The sequence below is a fragment of the Nocardioides sp. URHA0032 genome (assembly GCF_000620645.1).
Classification (GTDB): Bacteria; Actinomycetota; Actinomycetes; order Propionibacteriales; family Nocardioidaceae; genus Nocardioides.
Genome location: NZ_KK211160.1, coordinates 128,678 through 153,125 on the forward strand (window position 1 = coordinate 128,678; position 24,448 = coordinate 153,125).

24 protein-coding genes are annotated in these 24,448 nt (G+C 70.3%); 15 read left to right on the forward strand and 9 right to left on the reverse strand.

Annotation, left to right across the window (positions count from 1 at the left end; genetic code table 11):
• Window positions 1-9: 9 nt before the first annotated feature.
• On the reverse strand, window positions 10-384 hold the full coding sequence (locus N538_RS0118705) for a hypothetical protein (RefSeq protein ID WP_155992234.1): 375 nt from the start codon (window positions 382-384) through the stop codon (window positions 10-12).
• A gap of 5 nt (window positions 385-389) precedes the next feature.
• Window positions 390-1,178, reverse strand: a complete 789-nt coding sequence (locus N538_RS0118710; protein WP_028638569.1) for an N-acyl homoserine lactonase family protein — start codon at window positions 1,176-1,178, stop codon at window positions 390-392.
• Window positions 1,179-1,334: 156 nt separating this feature from the next.
• Between N538_RS0118710 and N538_RS0118715 the strand changes: the two genes are divergently transcribed.
• From N538_RS0118715 to N538_RS0118740, 6 genes are read left to right on the forward strand one after another with little or no spacing between them, the layout of a single operon-like run.
• Window positions 1,335-2,420: a zinc-binding dehydrogenase gene (locus N538_RS0118715; protein ID WP_028638570.1), complete on the forward strand. Its 1,086-nt coding sequence runs from the start codon at window positions 1,335-1,337 to the stop codon at window positions 2,418-2,420.
• 29 nt (window positions 2,421-2,449) lie between these two features.
• Window positions 2,450-3,895 carry an NAD-dependent succinate-semialdehyde dehydrogenase gene (locus N538_RS0118720; RefSeq protein WP_028638571.1) on the forward strand — a complete coding sequence of 482 codons (1,446 nt, stop codon included), beginning with the start codon at window positions 2,450-2,452 and terminating at the stop codon, window positions 3,893-3,895.
• An 18-nt stretch (window positions 3,896-3,913) separates the two neighbouring features.
• Window positions 3,914-5,449: an acyl--CoA ligase family protein gene (locus N538_RS0118725; protein ID WP_028638572.1), complete on the forward strand. Its 1,536-nt coding sequence runs from the start codon at window positions 3,914-3,916 to the stop codon at window positions 5,447-5,449.
• Window positions 5,446-6,585: a thiolase family protein gene (locus tag N538_RS0118730; protein WP_028638573.1), complete on the forward strand. Its 1,140-nt coding sequence runs from the start codon at window positions 5,446-5,448 to the stop codon at window positions 6,583-6,585. The genes N538_RS0118725 and N538_RS0118730 overlap by 4 nt, the downstream gene beginning before the upstream one ends.
• The gene (locus tag N538_RS0118735) at window positions 6,582-6,947 is read left to right on the forward strand and encodes a Zn-ribbon domain-containing OB-fold protein (RefSeq protein ID WP_028638574.1); all 366 of its coding nucleotides are present in this window, start codon (window positions 6,582-6,584) and stop codon (window positions 6,945-6,947) included. The genes N538_RS0118730 and N538_RS0118735 overlap by 4 nt, the downstream gene beginning before the upstream one ends.
• On the forward strand, window positions 6,944-9,013 hold the full coding sequence (locus N538_RS0118740) for an acetate--CoA ligase family protein (RefSeq protein WP_028638575.1): 2,070 nt from the start codon (window positions 6,944-6,946) through the stop codon (window positions 9,011-9,013). Before N538_RS0118735 ends, N538_RS0118740 begins: the two co-directional genes overlap by 4 nt.
• A 37-nt stretch (window positions 9,014-9,050) precedes the next feature.
• On the opposite strand, the gene N538_RS0118745 is transcribed toward N538_RS0118740, so the two are convergent.
• Window positions 9,051-9,929, reverse strand: a complete 879-nt coding sequence (locus N538_RS0118745) for a hypothetical protein (protein ID WP_155992236.1) — start codon at window positions 9,927-9,929, stop codon at window positions 9,051-9,053.
• A gap of 59 nt (window positions 9,930-9,988) precedes the next feature.
• On the opposite strand from N538_RS0118745, the gene N538_RS0118750 reads away from it, so the two are divergent.
• Together N538_RS0118750 and N538_RS0118755 are read left to right on the forward strand one after the other, a co-directional pair.
• Window positions 9,989-10,522 (forward strand): hypothetical protein, encoded by a 534-nt coding sequence (locus tag N538_RS0118750; RefSeq protein WP_028638577.1) that lies wholly within the window; start codon window positions 9,989-9,991, stop codon window positions 10,520-10,522.
• A gap of 32 nt (window positions 10,523-10,554) precedes the next feature.
• Window positions 10,555-10,881 (forward strand): hypothetical protein, encoded by a 327-nt coding sequence (locus tag N538_RS0118755; RefSeq protein WP_155992238.1) that lies wholly within the window; start codon window positions 10,555-10,557, stop codon window positions 10,879-10,881.
• 43 nt (window positions 10,882-10,924) lie between these two features.
• On the opposite strand, the gene N538_RS0118760 is transcribed toward N538_RS0118755, so the two are convergent.
• Window positions 10,925-11,932 carry a GlxA family transcriptional regulator gene (locus tag N538_RS0118760; protein WP_051549438.1) on the reverse strand — a complete coding sequence of 336 codons (1,008 nt, stop codon included), beginning with the start codon at window positions 11,930-11,932 and terminating at the stop codon, window positions 10,925-10,927.
• Window positions 11,933-12,040: 108 nt separating this feature from the next.
• On the opposite strand from N538_RS0118760, the gene N538_RS0118765 reads away from it, so the two are divergent.
• The 3 genes from N538_RS0118765 (at window position 12,041) to N538_RS27600 (ending at window position 14,725) form a co-directional block, all read left to right on the forward strand.
• Window positions 12,041-12,670, forward strand: a complete 630-nt coding sequence (locus N538_RS0118765) for an HD domain-containing protein (RefSeq protein ID WP_197025395.1) — start codon at window positions 12,041-12,043, stop codon at window positions 12,668-12,670.
• Between the two features lie 5 nt (window positions 12,671-12,675).
• The gene (locus N538_RS0118770) at window positions 12,676-13,104 is read left to right on the forward strand and encodes a carboxymuconolactone decarboxylase family protein (RefSeq protein WP_231496270.1); all 429 of its coding nucleotides are present in this window, start codon (window positions 12,676-12,678) and stop codon (window positions 13,102-13,104) included.
• Between the two features lie 376 nt (window positions 13,105-13,480).
• Window positions 13,481-14,725 (forward strand): HNH endonuclease signature motif containing protein, encoded by a 1,245-nt coding sequence (locus tag N538_RS27600; protein ID WP_028638582.1) that lies wholly within the window; start codon window positions 13,481-13,483, stop codon window positions 14,723-14,725.
• Window positions 14,726-14,834: 109 nt separating this feature from the next.
• Here the strand turns inward: N538_RS27600 and N538_RS0118780 are convergent, their stop codons facing one another.
• The 3 genes from N538_RS0118780 to N538_RS0118795 form a co-directional block, all read right to left on the reverse strand.
• Complete coding sequence (locus N538_RS0118780; protein ID WP_028638583.1) at window positions 14,835-15,218, reverse strand: VOC family protein; 384 nt, start codon at window positions 15,216-15,218, stop codon at window positions 14,835-14,837.
• 286 nt (window positions 15,219-15,504) lie between these two features.
• On the reverse strand, window positions 15,505-16,389 hold the full coding sequence (locus N538_RS0118785) for a hypothetical protein (protein WP_028638584.1): 885 nt from the start codon (window positions 16,387-16,389) through the stop codon (window positions 15,505-15,507).
• 433 nt (window positions 16,390-16,822) lie between these two features.
• Window positions 16,823-17,119, reverse strand: coding sequence for an antibiotic biosynthesis monooxygenase family protein (locus tag N538_RS0118795; RefSeq protein WP_028638585.1), 297 nt, complete (start codon window positions 17,117-17,119; stop codon window positions 16,823-16,825).
• Between the two features lie 250 nt (window positions 17,120-17,369).
• Here N538_RS0118795 and N538_RS28095 point away from each other — a divergent pair, with 250 nt between their 5' ends.
• The 3 genes from N538_RS28095 to N538_RS0118810 all read left to right on the forward strand — a co-directional run bounded on the left by N538_RS28095 (window position 17,370) and on the right by N538_RS0118810 (window position 19,468).
• Window positions 17,370-17,582: a matrixin family metalloprotease gene (locus tag N538_RS28095; RefSeq protein WP_269320367.1), complete on the forward strand. Its 213-nt coding sequence runs from the start codon at window positions 17,370-17,372 to the stop codon at window positions 17,580-17,582.
• A 301-nt stretch (window positions 17,583-17,883) separates the two neighbouring features.
• Entirely contained in the window at window positions 17,884-18,804 is a 921-nt protein-coding gene (locus N538_RS26190; protein ID WP_081790581.1) for a slipin family protein, read from the forward strand.
• Between the two features lie 439 nt (window positions 18,805-19,243).
• Window positions 19,244-19,468, forward strand: coding sequence for a hypothetical protein (locus N538_RS0118810; protein WP_028638586.1), 225 nt, complete (start codon window positions 19,244-19,246; stop codon window positions 19,466-19,468).
• A gap of 543 nt (window positions 19,469-20,011) precedes the next feature.
• On the opposite strand, the gene N538_RS0118815 is transcribed toward N538_RS0118810, so the two are convergent.
• Together N538_RS0118815 and N538_RS0118820 are read right to left on the reverse strand one after the other, a co-directional pair.
• Window positions 20,012-20,830 (reverse strand): GNAT family N-acetyltransferase, encoded by an 819-nt coding sequence (locus N538_RS0118815; protein ID WP_231496271.1) that lies wholly within the window; start codon window positions 20,828-20,830, stop codon window positions 20,012-20,014.
• Window positions 20,831-20,924: 94 nt separating this feature from the next.
• Complete coding sequence (locus tag N538_RS0118820) at window positions 20,925-21,701, reverse strand: hypothetical protein (protein ID WP_155992240.1); 777 nt, start codon at window positions 21,699-21,701, stop codon at window positions 20,925-20,927.
• A 621-nt stretch (window positions 21,702-22,322) separates the two neighbouring features.
• On the opposite strand from N538_RS0118820, the gene N538_RS26195 reads away from it, so the two are divergent.
• Entirely contained in the window at window positions 22,323-24,245 is a 1,923-nt protein-coding gene (locus tag N538_RS26195; protein WP_197025396.1) for an AAA family ATPase, read from the forward strand.
• The last annotated feature ends 203 nt before the right edge of the window (window positions 24,246-24,448 follow it).

Consider the following 24,448-nt stretch of genomic DNA (forward strand, 5'->3'; position numbering starts at 1 on the left):
CTCGATGGCTCAGGCGTGGTGGTGGCTGATCGCGTCCGCGAGCACCGGCGCCTTCACCGCGGCCGCCTTCTCCTGGCGCTCCTGCTCGCGGTCGATGCGGCGACCGTCGCCGAGGTACTTGGCCACCGCCATCCGGCCGGCGCTCTCGGACATGTGGCAGAGGCCGGGCACCTGGGGGAACGACGAGCAGAGGCTGCGACGTACCGGGGAAGGTGCGGGTCCGGTGGCCGGGGCCGGGGATCCGGACAGGCCGACGGGCGCCCAGGCCCGCCGGCTCTCGGCACCGCAGTCGACGCAGGTCGCGGTGGCGGATGGCGGGCTGGGCGCCCAGATCTCGCGGCGGGTCCCGCAGGACCCGCACATGTAGTCGACGAGGATCGGCATCGCGGTCACTCGTAGCAGTACGGCGCGTGCTTGAGCTCGGCCCAGTCGTCCGGGTCGTGGGTGATCCAGAGCGTGGCCTCCTCGGTCTCGCGCAGCGTCTTGAGGCGCTTGAGCGTGCGCAGCGCGCTGATCGTGTCGTAGTCGATCGGGAAGTGGTACTCCTGCTCGAGCTGCGCCCGCAGGTGCACGGCGTCGCCGGTGAGGATGAACGTGCGCGACGCCAGCCGCACCTTGAGGCTGACCTCGCCGGGCGTGTGGCCGGGCATCGAGTAGATGACCAGGCTGCCGTCGCCGAACAGGTCGACGTCGCAGCCCGGGATCTCGTGCCAGTCGAAGCCGCGGATCCGCGCGAGCTGGTCGTCGCGGTAGCAGAACGCCGCGATCGGCGTCGGCCAGTGGGCGAACGCGAGCTCGCCCTCGCCGGCGTAGTGCTTGGCGTTCGGGAAGAGGTGAGTGCCGCCCGCGTGGTCGAAGTGCAGGTGCGACGCGATCACGTGGGTGACGTCCGTGGTCTTGTAGCCCAGCGCCTCGATCTGCTTGTCGACGGCGTGCGACGGGTCGCCGCTGATGCCGAGCCCGTCGGCGAGCGCCTGTCCGTAGACCGACACCGGGTCGGTGATCGCCTCGGGCGCGATGCCCGTGTCGAACAGCACCAGCCCCTTCGGGTGCTCGATGAGGAACGACGGCATCGGGATGGTGATCATCCCGCTCAGGCCGTAGAGCAGCGTGGTGGCGTCGACGGTCAGCGTCGGGCAGTCCAACGCCCACATCTTGCGGGCAAATCCCAGTGACATCGCGGTTCCTTCCGGCCAGGGCGACTGGTGGTCGTGCCCACCCTGGGACCCGCGCGCGCGTGCGTGTCGTCCCACATTGGGACAAGCAGCGACGGGACGGGACACTGTGCCAAAGCGGTACACGCCCGTCCCCTCGCCCGGCCCTTGGATTGGCCCATGACGACAGGGCAGATCGCGGCACTCGTCGGCCCGGCGACGGCGGAGGTCCAGACGTACCCGCTGCCCGAGGTCGCGCCGGGCGCCGTACTCCTCCGGGTACGCCGCGCCAACGTGTGCGGCACCGACGTCCACCAGTGGCACTACGAGAGCATGGCGCTGCGCGAGTCGGGCCTCGGCCACGAGTTCGTCGGCGAGGTCGTCGAGCTCGGCGAGGGCGTCACCACCGACTTCGCCGGCGAGCCGGTGGCCGTCGGCGATCGAGTCGTCGCCGTCTACTACCTGACCTGCCACCGCTGCCCACCGTGCCAGCGCGCCGAGTTCAACCTGTGCCAGAACGGCCTGGCCGAGTGGATCATCCGGCCGGACGTCCCGCCGTACTTCCGGTCCGCCTTCGCGACCCACTACTACGTGCACCCGGGGCAGTACTTCTACAAGGTCCCCGACGAGGTCGACGACGCCTCGGTGGCCGGCGCCAACTGCGGCCTCGCCCAGATGTTGTTCGTGATGGACGAGGTCGGCATCGGCGCCGGCGAGACCCTCGTCGTCCAGGGCGCCGGCGGCCTGGGCCTGTACGCCGCCGCGATCGCCCACGAGCGCGGCGCCCGGGTGATCGCGATCGACGGGGTGCCGGAGCGGCTCGAGCTCGCTCGCCGGTTCGGCGCGACCGAGACGATCAGCCTGGCCGAATACCCCGAGGCGACCGACCGGGCCGAGCGGGTCCGCGAGCTGACCGGCGGCATCGGTGCGGACCTGGTGCTCGAGGTGACCGGCGTACCGGCGTCGTTCGTCGAGGCCATCGACGCCGTCCGGGTCGGCGGCCGGATCGCGTCGGTCGGCAACCTCAACGCCGCGGCCGAGGTGACCATGACGCCCGGGATGGTGACGCGCAAGAGCGTGCACATCCACGGCGTGCTGCGGTACCACCCGTGGTACCTGCACCGCGCCGTGCAGTTCCTCGCGCGCCGGCGACACCTGCACCCGTTCGAGGCGTTCTCCGACCGCTCGTTCCCGCTGGCCGAGGTGACCGACGCCCTCAAGGCCGGCGAGAGCCGCTCCGTCGCCCGCGTGGCGATCGTCCCCTGACCCACGCGACCACCGAAAGCGAGACCACCGTGGACTTCCCGACCCAGCTCTTCCTCGGCGGCGAGTGGAGGGACGCCTCCGACGGCGCCACCTTCGACGTCGTCGACCCGGCCACCGGCGACCTCGTCGCGCAGGTCGCCGACGCCACCGCGGACGACGTCCGCGCGATGATCGACGCCGCCGTCGCCGCCCAGGAGCCGTGGGCCGCGATGCCCGCGATCGAGCGCGCCGCGATCATGCGCCGCGCGGCCCGGATCTTCGACGAGCGCATCGACGACCTGGCCAGGCTGCTCAGCCGCGAGCAGGGCAAGCCGCTCGCGCAGGCGGTCGGGGAGTGGCAGTACGGCATCGGCTTCATCGACTGGTTCGCCGAGGAGGCACGGCGCATCCACGGCAGCACGATCCCGGCGACCACCACCGCGAAGCGGATCATCACGATCCGGCAGCCGATCGGCGTCACCGCGTGCATCACCCCGTGGAACTTCCCGTCGCTCCAGATCCTCCGCAAGCTCGGGGCCGCGCTCGCCGCCGGCTGCACGATGATCGTGAAGCCCGCCGAGCTGACCCCGCTCTCCGCGCTCGAGATCGCCCGGGTGTTCCACGAGGCCGGGCTGCCGCCCGGCGTACTCCAGGTGGCGACGTCGAACGACGCCCCCAAGGTCAGCGCGGTCTTCATGGCCGACGCCCGGGTGCGTGGCATCTCCTTCACCGGCTCCACCGAGGTCGGCAAGATCCTGATGCGCGGGGCCGCGGACACGATGAAGCGGGTCTCGCTCGAGCTCGGCGGGCACGCCCCGTTCATCGTGTTCGAGGACGCGGACCTGGACCTCGTCATCCGCGAGGCGATGGCCGTGAAGCTGCGGAACATGGGCCAGACCTGCGTCTCCGCCAACCGCTTCTTCGTGCACGAGGACGTCGCCGAGGAGTTCGGCGACCGGTTGGCCGCAGAGTTCCGCAAGCTCGTCGTGGGCAACCCCCTCGACGACGGTGTCGACGTCGGCCCGCTCGTCGAGGAGGCCGCGCTGGTCAAGGTCGAGGCGCACCTCGCCGACGCGATCGAGCACGGCGCCGAGGTGGTGCTGGGCGGCAAGCGTGCCGAGACCGCGTCCGGCAGCCGGCTGTTCTACGAGCCGACCGTGATCCGCGGCGCCGAGGACTCGATGCTGCTCGCCCGCGAGGAGACGTTCGGCCCGGTGGCGCCGATCTTCACGTTCCGCGACGAGGACGACGTCGTACGGCGCGCGAACGACTCGGACTACGGGCTGGCCGGCTACTTCTTCACCCGCGACCTCAACCGCGCGATCCGGGTGGGCGAGCGGCTGGAGTACGGCACGGTCGGCGTCAACGACGCGCAGATCTCCGCCGTGCAGGCGCCGTTCGGCGGCGTGAAGCAGTCGGGCATCGGCCGCGAGGGCGGCCCGCTCGGCGTGGACGAGTACCTCGACACCAAGTACCTCTCGCTCGGCGGGCTCTGAGAGGCGAGGCTCGACCGCATGGCCGACTTCACCTTCACCGAGCTCAGTCCTGTCCGCTTCCTCGCGCGCTCCGCCGAGGTGCACGCGGACCGGGTCGCCGTCGTCGACGGCGACCTGCGGCTGACGTACCGCGAGCTGTACCAGCGCTGCCTCGCGCTCACGGGCGTCCTCGCGGGCTCGGGCGTCGAGTCGGGTGACCGGGTCGCGGTGCTGGCGACCAACAGCCATGTCCAGCTGGAGATGCACCATGCCGTGCCGATGCGCGGCGCGGTCCTCGTGCCGCTGAACACCAGGCTGTCGTCGAGCGAGGTGCAGTACATCCTCGAGCACTCCGGCGCGTCGCTGCTGGTGGTGACGGAGGAGTTCGCGTCCCTCGGACGGTCGCTGGGCATCCCCGTCCTCGTGGCCGGTCCGGACGGCGACTACGAGTCGCGGCTGGCGGAGGCGTCGCCCGCCGTGGTGCCGGTCGACGACGAGCGGTCGCTGCTCGGCATCAACTACACGAGCGGGACGACGGGCCGGCCCAAGGGCGTGATGACCCACCACCGCGGCGCCTACCTGCAGAGCCTGTCCCTGCTGGTGCACGGGTCGATGAGCGCGAGCACGACGTACCTCTGGACGCTGCCGATGTTCCACTGCAACGGCTGGTGCCTGACCTGGGGCGTGACCGCCGTGGGCGGCACGCACGTGTGCCTGCGTGCGATCGACCCCGAGCGGATCTGGACGCTGCTGCGCGATGAGGGCGTCACCCACTTCTCCGGCGCGCCGACCGTGCTGTCGATGATCGCCGCGGCCGACAGCGCCGCCCCGCTCCCGGAACGCGTGGCCGTCTCGACCGGTGGCTCGCCGCCGTCGCCCGCCCTACTCTCGCGCCTGGACCGGCTCGGCTTCGACGTCACCCACCTCTACGGGCTGACCGAGACCTTCGGCCCGATCGCGATCAACGAGTGGCAGCCGCAGTGGGACGAGCTGGCCGCCGACGAGCAGTCCGCGCTGCGCGCCCGCCAGGGCGTCGGCAACGTCATCGCCGAGCCGCTGCGCGTCACCGACCCCGAGGGCCGTGACGTGCCGCGCGACGGGCGGACGATGGGCGAGATCCTCGCGCGCGGCAACGACGTGATGCTCGGCTACTACCGCGACGACGAGGCGACCGCCGCGGTCACCCTGGACGGCTGGTTCCGCACGGGCGACCTCGCCGTGCACCACCCCGACGGGTACGTCGAGATCCGGGACCGCGCCAAGGACATCATCATCTCGGGCGGGGAGAACATCGCGTCGGTCGAGGTCGAGCGCGTCATCGACGCCCACCCCGGCGTCCTCGAGTCCGCCGTCGTCGGCGCCCCCCACGACAAATGGGGCGAGGTCCCGGTCGCGTTCGTGACCCTGCGCCGGGGCGCGTCGGTGTCCGCCGACGACCTGGCCGCGCACGTGCGGTCCGAGCTGGCCGGCTTCAAGGTGCCGCGCGAGTTCCGCTTCGCCGAGCTGCCGAAGACCTCGACCGGGAAGATCCAGAAGCAGGTGCTCCGCCGTACGGCACAGGGCGATCCTCCGTGAGCGCCCTGCTGTCCGGGGTCGGACTGACGGCCTTCGGCAAGCAGCCGGGCCCCGACTCGGTGGAGTGGCAGTGCGCGGCCGCCGACCTCGCGCTGGCCGACGCGGGGCTCGACCCGCTCGAGATCGACACGGTGATCACCGGGTACTCCACGGTGTCGCCGCACCTGATGCCGGCGAACGTGTTCGCGGAGCGCTTCGGCCTCCGGCCCGCGACCGCCTTCGGCATGAACGTCGGCGGCGCGACCGGGCTCGCGATGCTGGCCAACGCTGCCCGCCTGGTCGAGGCGAAGTCGGCCACGCACGTGCTGGTGGTCGCGGGGGAGAACCGCGCCACCGGCCAGTCCCGCGAGGCGTCGACGCGGACGCTCGCGCAGGTCGGCCACCCGACGTACGAGGTCCCGCTGGGCGCCAACATCCCGGCGTACTATGCGCTGCTGGCCTCGCAGTACCTCTGGTCGCACGGCCTCGGCCCCGAGGCGCTCGCCGAGCTGCCGGTGCAGATGCGCGCGCACGCGTCGCGGCGGCTGGGAGCCCAGTTCCAGAAGCCGATCACGGTCGCCGACGTGCTCGCGTCGAAGCCGATCGCCGAGCCGCTGCGGCTGCTCGACTGCTGCCCGGTGTCCGACGGCGGTGCCGCGTTCGTCATCTCGCGCGCGGCGACGTCGGACCGGTCGCTGACCATCGCCGGGACCGGACAGGCGCACCGCCACCAGCACCTCTCCGCGCTCGAGCCCGGCAGCACCGGAGCCGGTACGGCGGCGCAGCGCGCGCTGGCCGAGGCCGACGTGACGTGGGAGGACGTCGACGTCTTCGGGATCTACGACAGCTTCTCGATCACGCTCGCGCTGCTGGTCGAGGAGCTCGGCCTGGTGCCGCCGGGCAGGGCCGGCGCGTACGTCCGCGCCGGCGCCTTCGAGGTCGACGGCCGGTTCCCGACCAACACCCACGGCGGCCTGATGTCCTACGGGCACTGCGGTGTCGGTGGCGGCATGGCGCACCTGGTCGAGGTCGCGACGCAGCTGCGGCACGAGCGCGGCGCGAGCCAGGTCGCCGGCTGCGACGTGGGCTACGTGCACGCGGACGGCGGGGTGCTGTCCGCGCACGTCGGCGTCGTGCTCCGCCGGAGGGGGCGATGAGGGCCCCGGCTGCGGCGCTGCGCGACTGGACGGGTGGCGAACCGCGGCTCGTGCTCACCGTCTGCGCGCGCTGCGGCAACCACTGGTACCTGCCCCGCGAGCACTGCCCCGTCTGCGGCAGCGACGACACCGACGAGCTGGTCGCCGCGGGCGCCGGGCTCTGCGTCGCGGTCACCCACGTGCATGTCACGACCGAAGCCGGCGCCGCGCCGGTGTGGCTCACCCTCGTCGAGCTCGACGAGGGGCCGGTCGTGATGGGTCGCGCCTCCGAGGGCCTGGCGCCGGGCGACCGCGCCCGCGTCTCGTTCCTGCCCGACGGCGACGGCCTGGTCCCCAGCTTCACCCGAGAGGACGACCGATGAGCGACCTGGACTTCTTCCACCGACCGGCCTCGGTCGCGGTGGTCGGCGCGTCCGACGACCCGGAGAAGATCGGCGGCCGGCCGCTGCGCTACATGCGGGAGTTCGGGTACGCCGGGACCGTCGTACCCGTGAACCCGAAGCGGCCCGTGGTGCAGGGGATGGCCACGGTGCCGACGCTCGCGGAGTCCCCGGTCGTGCCGGACGTCGCGCTGATCGGCGTACCGGGCGTGGCCGCCGTCGAGGCGGTCGAGACCGCCGCCGCCATGGGCGTGATGGGCTGCGTGGTGATGTCGTCGGGCTTCGGCGAGACCGCGACGGCCGAGGGCGACGCGCTGCAGGCGCGGATGCTCGGTGCGGCGCGGGACGCCGGCATGCGCGTGGTCGGCCCGAACTCGCAGGGCCTTGCGAGCTTCCACTCGGGCGCCGTGCTGGGCTTCTCGACGCTGTTCACCGAGGAGCCGCCCGCCGACGGGCCTGTGGGGATCGTCAGCCAGAGCGGCGCTCTCGCCTCGGTCCCGTACGGCATCCTGCGCCGGCGCGGCATCGGCGTCCGCTACGCGCACGGCACTGGCAACGACGCCGACGTGACCGCGGCGGAGCTCGCCGTCACGGCCGTGCAGGACCCGGACCTGCGGCTGCTGCTGCTCTACCTCGAGAACGTCGGCGACCCGATCTGGCTGGCCGAGCTCGGCGAGCGGTCGCGGCGCACCGGCGTACCCGTGGTAGCGCTGGTGGGCGGCCGGAGCCAGCGCGGCAGCCGCGCCGCGGCGTCGCACACCGGGGCGCTCGCCACCGAGCGGCGGGTGCTCGACGCGTTCCTCGAGCGGGTCGGGATCTGGCAGGTGCACAACGTCAAGGAGCTGGTCGCCGCCAGCGAGCTCTACCTCCAGGACTGGCAGCCCTCCGGCTCCGGCCTGGCCGTGGTCAGCAACTCCGGCGCGGTCTGCGTGCTCGCCGCCGACGCGGCCGAGGACGCCCACCTCCCGTTGGCCGAGCTGGCGCCGGCCACCGTCGCGCGGCTCCAGGAGGAGCTGCCCGCCTTCGCCGCGACCGGCAACCCGGTCGACGTCACCGCCGCGCTGCTCACCGACAGCAGCATCTTCGGCCGGGTGCTGCCGGTGCTGGGCGGGGACCCGGCCGTCGACGCCTGCCTGCTCGGGATCCCGGTCGCGGGACGCGGGTACGACGTCGACCAGTTCGCCCGTGATGCGGCCACCTTCGCCGCATCGGGAACGCCGCTGGTCCTCGCCGTACCCCAGCCCAACGTCGCGGCGCCGTTCGTCGCGGCCGGCCTGCCGGTGTTCGAGGAGGAGTCGGCCGCGGTCGCGGCTCTCTCGCAGTACCTCCGCCACCGCCGGCTGATGGAGCGTGCCGACGGCCTCCCGCGGCCGGCGCTGTCGCGGCCGGTCGCCGGAGGCGAGGCGCTCAACGAGGCCGAGAGCCTCGCCGTGCTCTCCGACCTCGGCGTCCCCGTCGTCGCGCACGAGCTGGTCTCCACGCCCGCGGAGGTGGCTGACGCGTTCTCGCGGCTCGGTGCCGACGCCGTCGTGGTGAAGGGCTGCACCGCCGCCACCACCCACAAGTCCGAGCTGGGCCTGGTGCGGCTGCGCCTGCGCTCGGCCGACGAGGCCCAGGCGGCCGCCGAGGACGTGGTGACCTCGGCCGCGCGGCACGGCGTACCGCTCGACGGGCTCCTCGTCGCGCCGATGGTCGCCGGCCTCCACGAGGGCCTGCTCGGCGCCAGCCTCGACCCCGCCTTCGGGCCGGTCGTCCTGGTCGGCGCCGGCGGCGTGTACGTCGAGGCCGTCCCCGACACCCGCGTGCTGCTCGCCCCCTGCACCCTCGACGAGGCCACCGACGCCATCCGCTCCCTGCGGATGGCGCCGCTGCTGGACGGCGTCCGCGGCGAGCCGGCCGTCGACGTCGACGCCTGGGCCAAGGCCGTCGTCCGCGTCTCCGAGGCTCTCGCCGACCCCGCCTGCCCCGTCACCGGCTTCGACGCGAACCCGATGATGCTGCAGGAGAGCGGGCTGGTCGCCGTCGATGCGGTGGTGCTGCGCGGCTGACTGCGGAGCTGCCGGACGAGCAGCTGATCGAGGACGTCTACCGGGCCGATCCGCCCGGATCGGCGTTCCCGGTCGTGGCGGATCGCGGATCGGACAGCGCGGCGTTCAGGGGAAGCCGTCGGCTCAGGAACACGAGGAAGGCCGTGATCGCCACCGCCAGGGAGGCGGTCACGAGGAACCGCCAGTCGTCGGGGACCGGAACCAGCCCGTGGAACCCCACCACCCCGAAGTAGGCCCACGCGGATGAAGGCAGGAGCATGACGACCTCCCACAGGATCAGCGTTCCTCTCGCGCGCGAGAGCACGTTCTCCTGGAGCTCCTGGTCGACCTCCGGGATGAGATACGACAGTCGCGCGGCCGTCTGCACGTTCCATGGTCGGTAGCAGCCGAACCACCAGGCACGGGTGCCGAAGAGGACCGCGACCGTGGCCACGAGCGCTCGAGTCGTCTCGTAGGTCCCGTCCGCGTACCGGAGCCACAGGTAGAGCGTGCTCCCGTAGAAGTAGACCGCGATGACGGCGTACCAGCGCTGCTCCATGCCGAAGCCGGGGAACCGGGTGTACGCGGTGAGCTGGATGACGCGCTGCTCGATGTCCCGAGCGTGCCGGCCGCGTGCCGGCTCGCGTACGTGCTCGACGAACGCGACATCAGCGGAGAGTCCCCGCCGCAGCTGCTGCGCAGGTGAGCTGATCTGGCCGATCAGGCCGAGCGCGCCCGCGATGACGAGCGGGAGCGCCGCCGTCGCGATCGTGGCCCACGGCTCAGCCATCCCTGAGTGTCGCGCCGAGCCGTTCGTGATGTCGAGGCCGGTGATCCGCGTCTCCGTGCGGCCGCCGAGGCGGCGGTACCGCAATTGGGTGATGTCCGTCGGCGGCGGCCCCAGACCGCCGTCATCGCTGGATACCTTGGCGCGCATCGGGACGGTCCACCGATGACGAGGTGACCGCACGAGGCAGCGCGGGGCGGAGCCGAACGATGAATCCGTGGGATCGCTTCGAGGTCGGCTGGGTCCGGTTCCAGAAGGCGAGCGAGGCGTACAAGGCGCCGATCTTCTCCGGGGGCTCGTACGTCACGCCGGAGCGGTACGTGCCCCGCGAGGACACCTGGCTGCGGCTCACCGACCCGAGCCGCCAGGTCTCGTCCCTGCCCTGGAACCTCAACGTGTTCGGAGTGAGCTGGCCCGAACCCGCGGCCGATGTCTGGATCAAGGTCGCCAAGGGGTACGACGAGCTCAAGAGCCGATACCCGGGCGCGATCTGGGACCCCAACAACGCATCGTGGGAGCAGCTTCTCTACGTGCCGGTGCCTTCCCAGCACGAGGAGCGGAAGGGCCCCGTCGACACGGAGTTCCACGGCTCGCCTCTGGACGAGGCGCGCGCCCGCGCGCAAGCAGATCGACAGCGCGAGCTCGACTGGGCGAACACCGCCTACGCCCACCACCAGATGGACACCGAGACCTGGATCCGCACCATCAACGAGATCGAGGCGAAGTACCGCGCCCACGTGTGAGCCCCGATCACCGAGCACCCCTGGGAGGCCCCATGCCTGAGCCGGACGTGTCAGTCACGTACCGCGATCTCCACGCGATCCACGACCACATGAGCAAGACGCTCCGGGTCGACGGCACCGCGGTGATCAGAGGAGGGGGCATCGCCGTGTCGGTCCTCCCGTCCGAGGTGGGGTTCAACCCGCAGATGCTGATGTTGACGCTGCGGTTCACCGTGACCGGCGAGTCACCCAGCGAGCAGCGGCTGCACCACCTCCAGCCCTGGCTCGACGACGGCATCCAGTACACCGAGGTGGGCTTCGTCGGCGAGGGCGTCCCGGCGGAGCTGCCGGACCAGCTGCGGATCGAGGACGTGCATTGACCGGTCGAGGGCGGGGCGGTCGGGGGCCCGTCCCGCCGTGACGTCAGGCGCGGGGCCGGGTGGTCGCGAAGCGGCGTTGGTACGCCGTCGGCGAGAGGGACAGCTCGCGCACGAACACCCGGCGCATGCTCTCGTAGCTGGGGAACCCGGCGAGCTCGGCCGTGTGCGTGGCGTTGTGGCCCTGGTCGAGCAAGGACTTCGCCAGGTCGAACCGGACCATCTCGACGTACCGCGCGGGCGTCGTCGACATCTCCGTGCGGAAGAGCCGCGTCAGGTGGCGCGGACTGACGTTGAGGTGCCCCGCGAGAGCAGGCAGGGCGTGGTCACCGGCCGGGTCGGCGGTCACCCGGTCCACGATGCTGCGCAGGGCCGGGGTGCGCGGCGCCGGCGCCTCCATGGGGACCGAGAACTGGGACTGCCCGCCGGGCCGCTGCAGGTACACGACGAGCCGCCGGGCGACCTCCCGGGTCAGGTCGGGCCCGTGGTCCTCCTCGACCAGGGCCAGCGCGAGGTCGATGCCGGCGCTGACGCCGGCGGACGTGTAGACGTTGCCGTCCCGCACGAAGATCGAGTCCGGCTCGACCCGCGTCGTGGGATGTTGCCGGGCCAGCTTGTGCGCGACCTTCCAGTGGGTCGTCGCGCGGCGACCGTCGAGAAGTCCCGAGGCGCCCAGGATGAACGCGCCGGTGCAGATCGACCCGATCCGTCCCGCGCCCGCCGCCAGCTCCCGGGTCGCGGCGACGAGCTCCGGCTCGATCGCGGCCGTGGGGTAGGCATCGCCGCCGGACACGAGGAACGTGTCCGACGGGGACCCGTCCCGGGCCGCACCGCCGACGGAGAGCCGGATGCCGAGCGACGAGACCACGTCCGCCCCGTCGGGGGAGACGAGCACGACGTCGTACGACGCTCCCAGCCGGTTGGCCTCGCCGAAGACCTCCGCGGGGCCGGCGACGTCGAGCAGCTCGACCTGGTCGTAGACCAGGATCGCGACCCGGTGGGAGCCCGGCGACCCGGCCGTCGCCTCATGCGTGTCCGGATTCGAGTGGCTCATGGCCGGACGTGCGCAGCGCCGGAGGCGGTCGCTCCGGCACTGTGGTGACCACGGGCCGTGACGGCCCCGCACCCACATCGAAGGGAAAGCACACCCACCATGTCCACCATGATCGCAGGCGTCGAGATACCGGACAGCGCAGCGGCAGCCGCCGCGAGCGCGTTCGCCCGCCGGCACACCGGCCCGCTGTTGTTCCACCACTCGAGCCGCGTCTACCTGTTCGGCCGGCTGCGCGCGACCGAGCTGGGCCTGGAGCCGGACCCGGAGCTGCTCTACATCGCGTCGATGATGCACGACTCCGGGCTGTTCACGCCGTTCTCCGATGCGGAGCAGCGGTTCGAGCTGGACGGGGCCGACCACGCCCGGCAGCTGCTCCAGGACCACGGCTTCGGAGCCGCCGAGGCGGAGCTCGTGTGGGAGGCGGTCGCGCTGCACACCACGCCGGGCGTCCCGGCCCGGATGGCTCCCGAGATCGCCGTCACCCACCTCGGCGTCCTCGTCGACGCCATCGGCCTCGGACTGGACTCGATGGACGCCGATGCCGTGGCCGAGGTGGTCGCTGCCCACCCCCGGGGGGACTTCAAGAACGGGTTCCTCCAGGCCTTCGTCGAGGGGCTGGCGCACCGGCCCGACACGACGTACGGCACGGTCAATTCCGACGTCCTGGCCCACTTCGTGCCGGGATTCCAGCGTGGAAGCATGGTCGACCGAGTCCTCGGTTCGCCGTGGAAGGAGTGATGGTGATGGACATCGGCAAGCTGCACCCGGCCGTGTACCGGCAGATGATGACCCTCGACGAGGGAGTGACGGCGGCGCTCGAGGCGGCCTCGGTCCCCGCTCTCACCGCGGAGCTCGTGAGGATCCGCATCTCCCAGATCAACGGCTGCGCGTTCTGCCTCCGCATGCACACCCGCTCGGCGACGGACAAGGGGGAGAGCGCCGACCGGATCGCCGTGCTCGCCGCCTGGTGGGAGTCGCAGTACTTCTCCGCACAGGAGCGCGCCGCCCTGGCGCTCGCCGAGCAGGTGACGCGCCTCGCCGTCCCGGAGGTCCGGACCTGGGATGACGGATCGCTGACCGACGAGCAGGCGTCGGCCGTGGCCTGGCTGGCGACCGCGATGAACGCCTGGAACCGGATCGCCATCACCAGCCACTACCCGGTCGGGCCCTGAGTCTTCCCAGGGTGGCGGCCGCCGCTTTCGTCAGCCGTGGCCGCCATCTGGGCGTCGGTGTGCGTCGGCCGTAGGTCGCTTCGGGTTGCGACCGACAGGCGGCGAAGCGGGTACGGCGGGCTCGGGTCGGGGTGGCTTCCCGGCCTGCGGTCCGCTTCCGTGAGACCGGGCTGCGGGTCCGTGGGTGGTGCCGACCGACAGGCACCGACGCGGACGAGGCGGGCGCGTGGTTCCGGCTGCTTTCCGGCTTGCGGTCGCGAGGGGTCGCGAGGGGCCGCGAAATTTCTGCTGAAGAATCTTCCGGGATTGTCCGAATGCTGGTCAAAACAAGGGTTCTGAGCCTCTGAGTGTCGGTGGCCGGTGCTGTGATGGATCCATGACAGCGATCGCGACTCCCCGGCACCGGGTCAGTGTCGCGACCGCGCACGTGCACGCCGAGCTCGACGCGGTCGCCGATGCGTCGGTGTGGTCCATGGACCCGGTCGAGACCGGGCACACCCTGGTCGCGCTGCAGCGCGCCGAAGCGAGACTGACCGAGCTCAAGGCCCGCGTCGCCGCGCACGCCGAGGAGCTGCACGTCGGCCAGGAGGTCGGGGCCTCGTCCGCGGCGAACTGGCTGGCCCACGAGACGAAGGCGACCCGGGCGGCCGCGTATGCCGCGGTGCGGCTCGGCCGTGACCTCGAGGGTCACTCGCTGACCCGGGAGGCGCTGGCCGCCGGGCGGGTGTTGGCGGATCAGGCGCGGGTGGTGATCCGGTGGGTCGAGGACCTGCCCGCCACGGTCCCGGTCGGGAAGGTCGCCGCGGCCGAGGCGCACCTGCTGGGCCTGGCCCGGCACCACGACGCCCAGGCGCTGAACCGGCTCGGGAAGCACCTGTTCGAGGTGGTCGCCCCCGCGGAGGCCGACGCCCGCGAAGCCGCGCTGCTGGCCAAGGAGGAGGCCGCTGCCGCCAAGGACTGCCGGCTCTCGATGTACGACGACGGGCAGGGCAAGACCCACGGCACCTTCACGGTGCCCACCTTCCACGGCGCCACGCTCCGGAAGATGCTTTCGGCGTTGGCTGCCCCGAGGCATGTGGCCGCCACCCAGGGTCCCGGCGTGGAGCGCCCGGCCACCCCGGAGGCGCTGGGGCGGGCGTTGTGCGAGCTGATCGAGCGCTACCCCGCCGACCGGCTCCCCACCACCGGCGGCGTCTCGGCCACTGCCGTGGTGCTGATCGACCTCGACGTGCTGCTCGGCCGCCTCGAGAAGGCGGGGGTGCTGGACACCGGGGAGAAGATCTCCCCCGCCCTGGCCCGCCGGCTGGCCTGCCAGGCCGGGATCATCCCCGTCGTCCTCGACGGCGACTCCCAGCCGTTGGACGTGGGCCGCAAACGCCGGCTGTTCACCGAGGCCCAACGGACCGCGATGCTGGTCCGCGACCGCGGCTGCCGCGCCGAGGGCTGCGACCGCGCCACCGGCCTGCACGCCCACCACAAGACCCGCTGGGTCGACGGCGGCCACACCAACCTCGCCGACGGCATCTCCCTCTGTCCCTGGCACCACGCCCGCGCCCACGACACCAACTACCGGACCACCCACCACCCCAACGGCGACGTCACCTTCCACCGACGGACGTGACGAGCAGCCAAATGTGGCCCTCCGGTCGGCTGTGCGTCGTCGCGGCGGTAAGACGCAGGTCTTCCAGATCCCGGAACTGCATCCGGTGCCGCCGCGAGTGATCGGGGGGTCAGGCACCGCTCCCATATGGACGGGTGATGATCTCCAACCAGTGCCCGTCCGGGCCTTCCCAGTAAAGGCCGCGGCCACCGTCCTCGTGGTTGATCTCGTGCGGTTGGCGCTGGAAGGGGTCAGCCCACCACTGGCGGCCGTTGTCCCGCAGGCGATCCAGGATGAGGTCAAACTCCCCCTCGCTGACCAGGAACGCGTAGTGCTGACCGTGAATCTCACCCTTGGTGTCCATGAAGTCCAGGCTCGCGGCGTTGTCCAACTTCAGTTCGGCGAACGGACCGTATGCCGTCGCCTCAGGCAGACCCAGCACCTCGCCGACATCGCGAGCAGCAGCCCAACGATCCCTCACGTGCACGATCGTGTGATTCAGCTCGATACTCATGGGCTCTCCTAGGGATGTCGATTCTCGGTGGCGCGTGCCCAACATTCTGCGTATCCGAGGTTTCGACCCGTGAAGACCTCCATGTCGTCCGCGCCGCAGCAGTGCGGTGGAACGTTCGTGCGCCAGGTCACGCCGATGCGCTGATGCGGCGAATTGACGCAGGTCGCAGCGCAACTGAACTCAGTTCGCAGCCGGCTCCGTCGTTCTGGGTCTCCATTGCGTCGATGTGTCTGATGGCAGTCGTGTGGGGCGCGTCGGTGGTCGTGTGCCCCAGCCCTCTGGCCGTTCACACGTCTTCGTCGAGCTCGGGAGCGATCGAAGGGCGCTGGTCGGCGACGAGTTTGCTCTGGGCCTTGTCGACGAGCTTCCCGGCAGTGCTCGAGACGTCGCTGGCGTCCGCTCCGGTCGCCCCGAGCCGGGCCGCGACGGCGACAAGCACGGGGTCGGAGAGGACCGTGATCCCGAGGATGCTAAGAACCCATCCGGCGTATGCGCAGACCAGGACGAGCCGGCGGGCCTGAGCGCGGGTGATCGAGGGATGGTCGGCGCCGATCTGGTCGGCCGCGTCGTCGAGCAACACATCGAGGGCTGCGATGTCGGAGATCTCGGCCTCGAACTGCTGAATCGCCTCCTCGGGGACGTCGGCCGCATCCGCGATCTGTTGGAGGTCCTCGAGAGTCTCGATCGGCACGAAGGCGGGCTGCGCGTCGGTGGTATCCCAGGTCTGAGCCGGGGCGCTGTGCTTCAGTTTCGGGCGCACGCCCCGTTCCCAGGGAGAGAACCGGGCGTCGAGCGGTGGCTGTAGCGCGGCTACGACCTTCTGGATGCGGCGGCTCCACGCACTTTGCCCTGCGTCGGCGGCCGCCTGATCCGCGACGCGAGCGACTTCGACGGCCAGATCAATCGTGCTCTGGTCAATCGAACGGAGGAAAACTCCAGTCTGCTCCTCTGTTCGCCGTACCTCGACGAGCTGCTGCTGGAGACGCGTGTAGTTCTCCATGAAGCGCCGCAGCGCAGGTGAGCTCGCCGCTTCCGCCACCTGGGCCTGCACCTGCTCGAGCTCCGCGGGCCGCGCCGCGACCCCGGCTTCGCTGCCTAGGGCCTCACGCACCTGCGACGAGTTGAGGATGCGGCGGAGCGTCTGTGCAGCATGCACGTAGTCCTCGGTCACGGCAGCCTCCTCCCCACCCGAAGGCTATCTCGCCGGAGAGTTCCCTTGCCCGCAGTCTTCGACAAAGCCAGGCGGCCGTAGAGAGTGCGCGCTTGTCTCAGAGCCTTGCGGAGTTGGCACCACATCGGGCAGCGCAGCCATAAGTTCAGAGGAACGTCGAGCGCTGCCTTGCAATAGTCGAGAAGGACTGGACGCCGACCTGACGTTGTCGATCATTCATGCAAGCGTCGACCGCCTTGGACGTCCATGGCCGCCGCGGAACGGCGCGGGACGCCGCGGAGCGGCGCGGGACGTTGATCGCGGCGGCGCGTCGCGCCTTGGACGTCCATGGCGTGTGACGACGACGCAGGAATCTAGCGGCGCTGCCAGTCGCCGAGCTCAGGCGGTCTCGTCGGTGGGCACACGGGTAAGGGTGGCATCACCGGATCAATCCTCAGGCCTGTTCTTCTACCACGTCGTACCAGACGGTAGTGGACGGTCCATCCTCCAGGCCGGCCAGTTCAGCTCGGGTGGCCTTGAATGCTTCGTCGTCGTGCCAGCGGGCCCAGTGCTCCCGTGACTGCCACGTGCCGATGATCGCACGCCGCTGCGGGTCGTCGGCCTCTCGGAGCAGCTGAACGGCGACCCATCCGTCCATGTCCGAAGCGGCCCGGACGCGCTCGTGCATCGCCCGGTCCCACTGATTTCTTGCCTCTTCCCTCAGGGTCACGCTCGTAACGACGGTCATCATGGCTTGGCTCCTCGCTGTCGGACAATCTTTGCCGTAGGTGTGCCCCACGTACGACATAAGCATCCGCCCGATGCTCGGGGAAGCCCGACGCTGACCGGCATGGACTTCCTGTGACGCAGGCATGCCTCTGCCCGAGTCCCCGAGGATGGTCCATCATGTTGCCGGTTCTCCGGGACTGCGGAGCGCGCGTTGATCCAAGGCGCAAGACCTGCGCGCGCATGCGGCGAAGTGACTCACTCTGCCCCGGAAGCTGGAGGCTCCTTCGGTCGCGCGGCAGAGCGCCGAGCACAACACGGCCGTCGAACAGGCCGTCGTCATGCACGAGCTCGGCCACGTCCTGGGCCTCGGGCATGTCGAGGACCCGGCCCAGTTGATGTATTCCTCTAACGCCGGCCAGCTGACCTACGGCGCTGGCGACCTCAATGAGCTTGCCAAGCTCGGCTCAGGGAGCTGCGGCGCCTGAGGCTGGCCCGTTCAGTGATCACGCCTACTACCGACCCGCATGCATCGGCTCATCGGGCACGAGGGAGCACCTTGGGCACGCTCCGGTACGAGCCGCCCACACATCGACAGACACCAGATAAGTCGCGGGGATAGGCGGCGAAGTGACGTATTTCGGGCCGTACGGATTGTCCTGACTTCTCATTCGGGTCTTGGCCCGTCCCTGGGTCGCTGGCAGCCCGGGCCTGCGAGCGACGCGGATCATGCCGGTCTTGGCCGACGTAGGCTGGAGGACGAGGCGGTACTCATCCCCGGAGGTCGTCATGGACGTCCTGCTCTTCGTACTCGCGACACTGCTCGTGCTCATCGTCGTGGGCCTGTCGGCCAGTGTTCGGGTGGTCAAGCAGATCGAGCGTGGTGTGGTGTTCCGGCTGGGGCGCGCCCAGCGAGAGGTACGGCGGCCCGGCCCCACCATGCTGATCCCGTTCGTGGACCGGATGAGGCGGGTCAACATGCAGGTCGTGACCATGCCGGTCCCCGCCCAGGACGGCATCACCCGCGACAACGTGACCGTGCGGGTCGACGCGGTCGTCTACTTCCGAGTGATGGACCCCATGCGTGCGGTCGTCGAGGTGCAGGACTACCAGTACGCGATCTCGCAGGTGGCGCAGACCTCGCTGCGGTCCATCATCGGCAAGAGCGAGCTCGACGACCTGCTGTCCGACCGCGAGCGTCTCAATCAGGGCCTCGAGGTGATGCTGGACAGTCCGGCCGTCCCGTGGGGTATCGAGATCGATCGCGTGGAGATCAAGGACGTAGCGCTACCCGAGGCGATGAAGCGGTCGATGTCGCGGCAGGCGGAGGCCGAGCGGGAGCGCCGCTCCCGGGTCATCACCGCGGACGGTGAGTACCAGGCGTCCAAGAAGCTCTCGCAAGCCGCGGCGGCGATGACGGCGACGCCGGGTGCCCTGCAGTTGCGGTTGATGCAGACGATGGTCGAGGTGGCGGCTGAGAGAAACTCGACGCTCGTGCTGCCGTTCCCGGTGGAGCTGCTGCGCTACTTCGAGGCGGCCGCCCACGCCGCCGACCCCGCCGTGCCTCGGGCAGGCATCCCGGATCGGGAACCCGCCTCAGACGAGTCCGTCCCAGATCCGGCGTCCGCCGCAGACGGGCCGATCCTCGACATGGCGCCGGATGCGGTGCGCCCTTCGCGTGACCAACTCGGCATGTTCCCCGTGGAGTGAGCACTCTTCACGGCTCGACGCACCGCTCCTGTCCCGGTGGAGCGAGCGCGCGTCTGTCGCCCGGGCGTGTCATGGCCGATCTCGCGAGGTCGGGCTAGGACGCCCGCTGTCGGGGCGACGTGACGCAGCTTGAGAGCGCAGGATTCGGGCCGGATGCGATCTGCATGGTCGCGGTCGCCAGAGCATCGAACTTGGCGACTTTCCGCAGATTCCTCCCGCTGACGTTGATGCTGTGGCGCTGCTGGTCTCGCTGACTGGGTCACCAAGCATGAGCTGCTCCTCACCGCTCACTGAGGCCAGCGGGGGCAGCAAGAGGTCGGCCACGCTGATCGGCTCCGGGTGTGACCAGAGGCGGACCCCGAGTCAGCGAGTGTGGCGGCGCAGCGATCGTGATGCTGCTTGCGTGGCACGTGAGCACCGGCGCGGCTAGCGTGCCTTCATGGCAGACGTCGTGCTTCGCGTCCGGTTCACCAGCGGCGATCACACCGACGTCAAGTATGAGGATCCAGATGGAACCGATGAGGGCCAGGTCCTCGAACAAGCTGTTGCAGCGCTGAGATCCGATGACGGTGTCCTTCGTTGCCAGCACGGTGATCGGCTGCTCGTGCTGTTCGCGCGCGGCGTTGCCTCTATCGAGCTGGCGCCCCGCGGCGCGATCCTGTGACCGGGGCCCGATTTCATGAGCGACTCGGTCAGTGGCGGCTATTAGACGATCCCCGGTATGACGCGCCGGCCTGATCGAGGAGGATCACGTGCATGACCCGGTCGCGGTTCGGGTCGGAGGGAACCGTTGTCGGCGCCGCGCCTCAAGAGAATTGTCGGCATGCACCTCTAGAGTTCGTCTGGTGAATCGACGATGAGCAAGGAAGCAGCAGTGCGGGCGATGCGAGAGGCTCGATACAGCGCGGCATCAACCAGGCCGATGGCCGCCTCGACTCCGACCAGACGAGCGGTTCGACCCGCGACGGTTCAGGAAGCCAGCCCGGCTTCTTCAGCTTCTCCCACCGACGCACTGTGCGGGCACCGTTCGATGAACGGAGGCACGTGCACACGCGAGCAGGGTCACGCGGCAAAGAGCCACCGCTACTCCTGACGGTCCGCTGTCTTGCTGCGTAGCGTTCGATGGGCCCGACCGATCGGAAGGCGGGCTGCGCGCCTTCGCGGCGGAATGATGCACCTGTCGGCGCGCTTGCGGTGTTCGGTGGGGTCAGCGCCGCCAGAGGTAGGGCGTCGTGGTGGAGACCTTGAGGAAGCCGTACCGTTCCAGGATGGGACGGGAGTACTCGGTGGAGTCGCTGTTGATGAGGGTCTTGCCCCTCCGCAGTGCCGACCTCGCCCGCGCTGCGGTCAGGGCGCGATAGATCCCGCGACCACGCCATTCCTCCAGTGTCGAGCCGCCCCAGATCCCGGCGAAGTCCGTCCCGGGAACGGGTTCGAGCCGACCGGCGGAAACGATCTGCCCGTTGTGCTCCGCGACCCACAGCTCCATTCCGTCATCGAGGGAGAGCCGGCGCAGCAACGCGTCAGCCATCGCCTCTCCCTCGGCGGGTTGGTCGCCGAAGGCCCGCGCACCCATCGCGCTCATCGCGCGGACATCGCTCTCCTCGCTGACCTGCCGCAGCATCACGCCTTCGGGCAACGGCACTTCGACCGCGAGCCGCTGCGCCTGGCCGATCATGATCGACTCCGCTTCCTCTGCGACGAACCCGTGGGCCAGGAGGCTCTGATGCAGTCCTGGCGCGTAGTCGTGCCCCCGTGTCTTCCACTCCACCCGAGTGATCTCGGGATCTGCCCCGTAGTGCGCGAGCGCCGCCTCGACCAGTCGAGAGATCGCGTCCGCGTCGGCTCCACCCAGGTCTTGGTAGGTGACGAAACCGCGACCACCCGAGAACGTCACCAGCCGCAACGGACCAAGGGCAGCCACCGAGACTGCACTCGGTGTCTCTGCGTCGGTCCGCAACTGCTCGTCGTAGGCGGCGAGAAACCGAGATCGATCATCCATGCTGATCATGATCGGGGAATCCATGAGCGCACTACCAGCGGATTCCGCAGGCCTGCCCCGCGACGCAGAGCCTCGCTCCACCCCTGGTGCTTGCGCCGTGGACGCGGCACCGAACGGATCAGCCGAGGATGGTCGCGACGTCGTCGACAAGCGCCCAGGTGCCGAGTGCAGCGATCGTGACCAGCACACCCTGCCCGAGTCGTTTGGCCTTGGCTGGCAGCGCCGGCTCGGACGGGTCCCGGGCGCTGGCGCCCGCGGACACCCACGCCGCGACGAAGATCGGCACGAGGAGGACCAAGCCGATGCCGGCGGCGATCCAGGTGGCCAGCAGTGGGCTGACACGGGAGCGGGACGCGCTCATGAACCACGACTCGTCACGCAGCCAGTGCTCGGCGAGGGCAGCGAAGATGGCAACCACGCCGACCGGGAGCGCAACGAACAAGGCGATCGCGAGCCACCGGGGCTCGAGCCGGGTGAAGTCGACGCCGCCGGGGTGGATGATCGCGACCGCTGCCACCGGCACGCCGAAGCCGACCGCGGAGGTGACGACGCGTACTGCGCCGGTACCGACGAGGAACGGCCGCAGGAGCAGGTAGAACGCGGCGCCGATCGACGTCAGTTGCAGGCACGCGCCGGTCAGCTGTGCAGTCCCGCCGAAGGTGACCTGGCCGATCACGAACCCGTCGTCGGAGATGGCGCCGGCAACGTCGGCGTTGAGCGAGGCGAGCAGGCTCATTGCCAGCCGGGCTGCGACGGCCGCGACGAGACCCGCGATCAGCGCGGCCCAGCCGCCCGCCGCCGCCTTGCGGACAACGAGGTCTTGAGTCAGCGGGCCTCCCAGACCCTTGCTGCCGCGCGCGCTCTTACTACTGCCCACCGAGGAGGTTTCGGCCATGGGTCAACGGTCCGCGAGAAGCGCGCCGGCGGTCAATGGTCCACACGGGCCATGCCCATCGACGCGCTGCTTGTGGCAGCCCCCGTCATAGACCAGTTGCGGCCCGGCTCAGCTCAGCGTGCCGTCGCGGGCGACCGCGTGGACGAGTCCTCCCTCGAAGGACGACGGACCGACGCCGCCATCCGGCTCGTAGCCCATTGGGGCGCCGTGTCGCGGCGGATAGACGCACCTCGGCGGGGACCCGGATCGCGGAACGCTTCATCCGCCCTCGCGTTCCGCGACCTGCGGCACCTCTGCTGTGCCCTAATCCGCCCATCATCCTTCACTTCTCGGCAAGGAGGACCGTCAGCCGAGATCACGTTCCGTCAGGATCGATGGAATTTGCCGACTGTGACCAGATGACGATTTTCCCGCGGGAGACGTCCCTGCCTTACGGGCCAGCTCGTCAGCGCTGCCATGCGGTCCACGCGAACGCCTGGACTGAAAGTGACCGCCCTGGGGTCCGAGTGGTCCCCAGAGTTGGGGACTGAACGCGCGATTGCCGGCCGACGCTTCCTCCCTCATCGACGATGTCGACGGCGGAACCTGAGGGCCAAAGGCATGTCTGGCGGAGGTGGACGGGTGACGAAGAGGCTCGAGCATGGACCATCACTGCTGACGGATGCAGGGGTAGGGCGCCTGGTCGCCTCCGCCGCCGACGTCGGCGCTGCCCGCGAGCGACGTAGGCAACTCGCCCTCCGCCGACTCGCGCTCGTTCTGGCCCTGCTGTTGGTGTGGCTGTGGTGGCGCCTGGTCCGCGGCGACCCGATGGACATCCGCTCGTGGCGGCTCCCGACGTTCGACCCGTTCCTGGTCATGGCCTCGTTGCTCCTGCTCACGATGGTGGGCACGCTGCTCGGCGCGACGATCGGGGCGGGCCGCTCGCCCCACATCATGTTCAAGCCGGAACAGATCGAGGTCACCCTGGACGACGTCAAGGGGGTCGACGCCGTCAAGGAGGACGTAGTCCGCTCCCTCAACCTGTTCCTCGCCCATCGCGCCTTCACTGAGGAGATGGGGGGAACGCCGCGGCGAGGACTGCTCTTCGAAGGGCTACCAGGAACCGGGAAGACACACATGGCCAAGGCGATGGCCCGCGAGGCCGGCGTGCCGTTCCTGTTCGTGTCCGCGACCTCGTTCCAGTCGATGTACTACGGCGCTACAGCACGCAAGATCCGCTCCTACTTCCGCGCGCTGCGCAAGGCCGCCCGACGCGACGGCGGCGCGATCGGCTTCATCGAGGAGATCGACGCCATCGCGATGACCAGGGGAGGCATGGCCGCCGGGTCCGCTCCGAGTCACGCCGAGCCTGTGCTGCCGTTCGACTCGTCCCTCCTCGGATCCACCTCATGCGGCTGGAACGCGCCAGCCACAGCGCTCACCGTCAACCTGACCGCAGCGACCAACCGCTCGACCATCAGTGAGGGCACCGGCGGCGTGGTCAACGAACTCCTCGTCCAGATGCAGTCGTTCGACGAGCCGAGCGGTCCCCAGCGCATCCACGCCTGGCTGGCCGAGCAGCTCAACGCGCTGCTGCCGGCCCACCGACAGCTGCCCCGGCCCCTGCCCGCGCCGACGAACGTGCTGGTCATCGCGGCGACGAACCGAGCCGACAACCTCGACCCCGCACTGCTCCGCCCAGGCCGCTTCGACCGCCGGCTGACGTTTGACTCGCCCGGGCGGGTGGCCCGCCGCGAGCTCGTCGACCACTTTCTGACCCGCAAGGCACACGTATCCGAGCTGGACGACGACGACGTCCGGGAGCATGTGGCCGCCCTGACCCAGGCCTACACGCCCGTCATGATCGAGCACCTGCTCGACGAGGCCTTGGTCAATGCGCTGCGGCGCGGGGACCGCGCGATGACCATCCGAGACATCGAACGAGCCCGGCTGACCGAGGAGATCGGCCTAGGCCAGCCTGTGCAGTACACCGACCAGGAGCAAACCCTGATCGCCACCCACGAGGCTGGGCACGCCACCACGGCCTGGCTGGTCGCACCCGAGCGACGCCTGGAGGTCCTCACCATCATCAAGCGCCGCGACGCACTGGGGCTGCTGGCACACGGCGACCGGGACGAGGTCTTCACCCGATCGCGGACCGAGATGCTCAACCTGATCCGGATCGCACTTGGCGGCATGGTTGCCGAAGAGCTGTTCGTATCTGACGTATCGACAGGTCCCAGCGGGGACCTGATCACAGCCACCACGGTGGCGGCGCAGATGGTCGGGGTGTGCGGCATGGACGACAGCCTGGTCTCGTTCCAGGCCGTCCAGGGTGCGGCACTGTCGGACACCAACATCGTCGGGCGGGTCATCGGTGATCCCCAAGGTCGGGCGGCGGTGGAACGTCTGCTGCACCAGCAGAAGCAGCATGTCCATGACCTGCTCGCTGAGAACAGGCACCTGGTCGCGGCCCTGCGGGATGCGCTGGTGAGCCGCCACGAGTTGATCGGCGCCGAGATCACCGCCGTGCTCGAGGCCGCAGTCACCCGACATGAGAACTGAGTGATCCTCGTTGAGTGTTCGGGTCCCGAAGCACCGGTCCCAGTGACCACGCTCAGGGTCTAGCCCCAAGGTCCTATCGCTCCGACGGCTCCCTCCTCGTGAGGCTGGTGGCACCTGTTCGTCGACATGGAGGAGGAAGTGACAACCATGTCGCAGCACGCCCCGATCCGAGCTCTGATCGGGTCCGGAGCGCTCGCGCTCGT

Bases quoted from the DNA above. Each gene is read 5' to 3' on its own strand.
- N538_RS0118705 (WP_155992234.1), bottom strand. From the start codon at position 384: ATGCCGATCCTCGTCGACTACATGTGCGGGTCCTGCGGGACCCGCCGC.
- N538_RS0118735 (WP_028638574.1), top strand. From the start codon at position 6,582: ATGAGGGCCCCGGCTGCGGCGCTGCGCGACTGGACGGGTGGCGAACCG.
- N538_RS0118810 (WP_028638586.1), top strand. From the start codon at position 19,244: ATGGCAGACGTCGTGCTTCGCGTCCGGTTCACCAGCGGCGATCACACC.
- N538_RS27600 (WP_028638582.1), top strand. From the start codon at position 13,481: ATGACAGCGATCGCGACTCCCCGGCACCGGGTCAGTGTCGCGACCGCG.
- N538_RS0118780 (WP_028638583.1), bottom strand. From the start codon at position 15,218: ATGAGTATCGAGCTGAATCACACGATCGTGCACGTGAGGGATCGTTGG.
- N538_RS0118765 (WP_197025395.1), top strand. From the start codon at position 12,041: ATGATCGCAGGCGTCGAGATACCGGACAGCGCAGCGGCAGCCGCCGCG.
- N538_RS26190 (WP_081790581.1), top strand. From the start codon at position 17,884: ATGGACGTCCTGCTCTTCGTACTCGCGACACTGCTCGTGCTCATCGTC.
- N538_RS0118725 (WP_028638572.1), top strand. From the start codon at position 3,914: ATGGCCGACTTCACCTTCACCGAGCTCAGTCCTGTCCGCTTCCTCGCG.
- N538_RS0118710 (WP_028638569.1), bottom strand. From the start codon at position 1,178: ATGTCACTGGGATTTGCCCGCAAGATGTGGGCGTTGGACTGCCCGACG.
- N538_RS0118815 (WP_231496271.1), bottom strand. From the start codon at position 20,830: ATGGATTCCCCGATCATGATCAGCATGGATGATCGATCTCGGTTTCTC.
- N538_RS0118715 (WP_028638570.1), top strand. From the start codon at position 1,335: ATGACGACAGGGCAGATCGCGGCACTCGTCGGCCCGGCGACGGCGGAG.
- N538_RS0118740 (WP_028638575.1), top strand. From the start codon at position 6,944: ATGAGCGACCTGGACTTCTTCCACCGACCGGCCTCGGTCGCGGTGGTC.
- N538_RS0118795 (WP_028638585.1), bottom strand. From the start codon at position 17,119: ATGATGACCGTCGTTACGAGCGTGACCCTGAGGGAAGAGGCAAGAAAT.
- N538_RS0118770 (WP_231496270.1), top strand. From the start codon at position 12,676: ATGGACATCGGCAAGCTGCACCCGGCCGTGTACCGGCAGATGATGACC.
- N538_RS0118820 (WP_155992240.1), bottom strand. From the start codon at position 21,701: ATGGCCGAAACCTCCTCGGTGGGCAGTAGTAAGAGCGCGCGCGGCAGC.
- N538_RS0118750 (WP_028638577.1), top strand. From the start codon at position 9,989: ATGAATCCGTGGGATCGCTTCGAGGTCGGCTGGGTCCGGTTCCAGAAG.
- N538_RS0118760 (WP_051549438.1), bottom strand. From the start codon at position 11,932: ATGAGCCACTCGAATCCGGACACGCATGAGGCGACGGCCGGGTCGCCG.
- N538_RS0118755 (WP_155992238.1), top strand. From the start codon at position 10,555: ATGCCTGAGCCGGACGTGTCAGTCACGTACCGCGATCTCCACGCGATC.
- N538_RS0118745 (WP_155992236.1), bottom strand. From the start codon at position 9,929: ATGCGCGCCAAGGTATCCAGCGATGACGGCGGTCTGGGGCCGCCGCCG.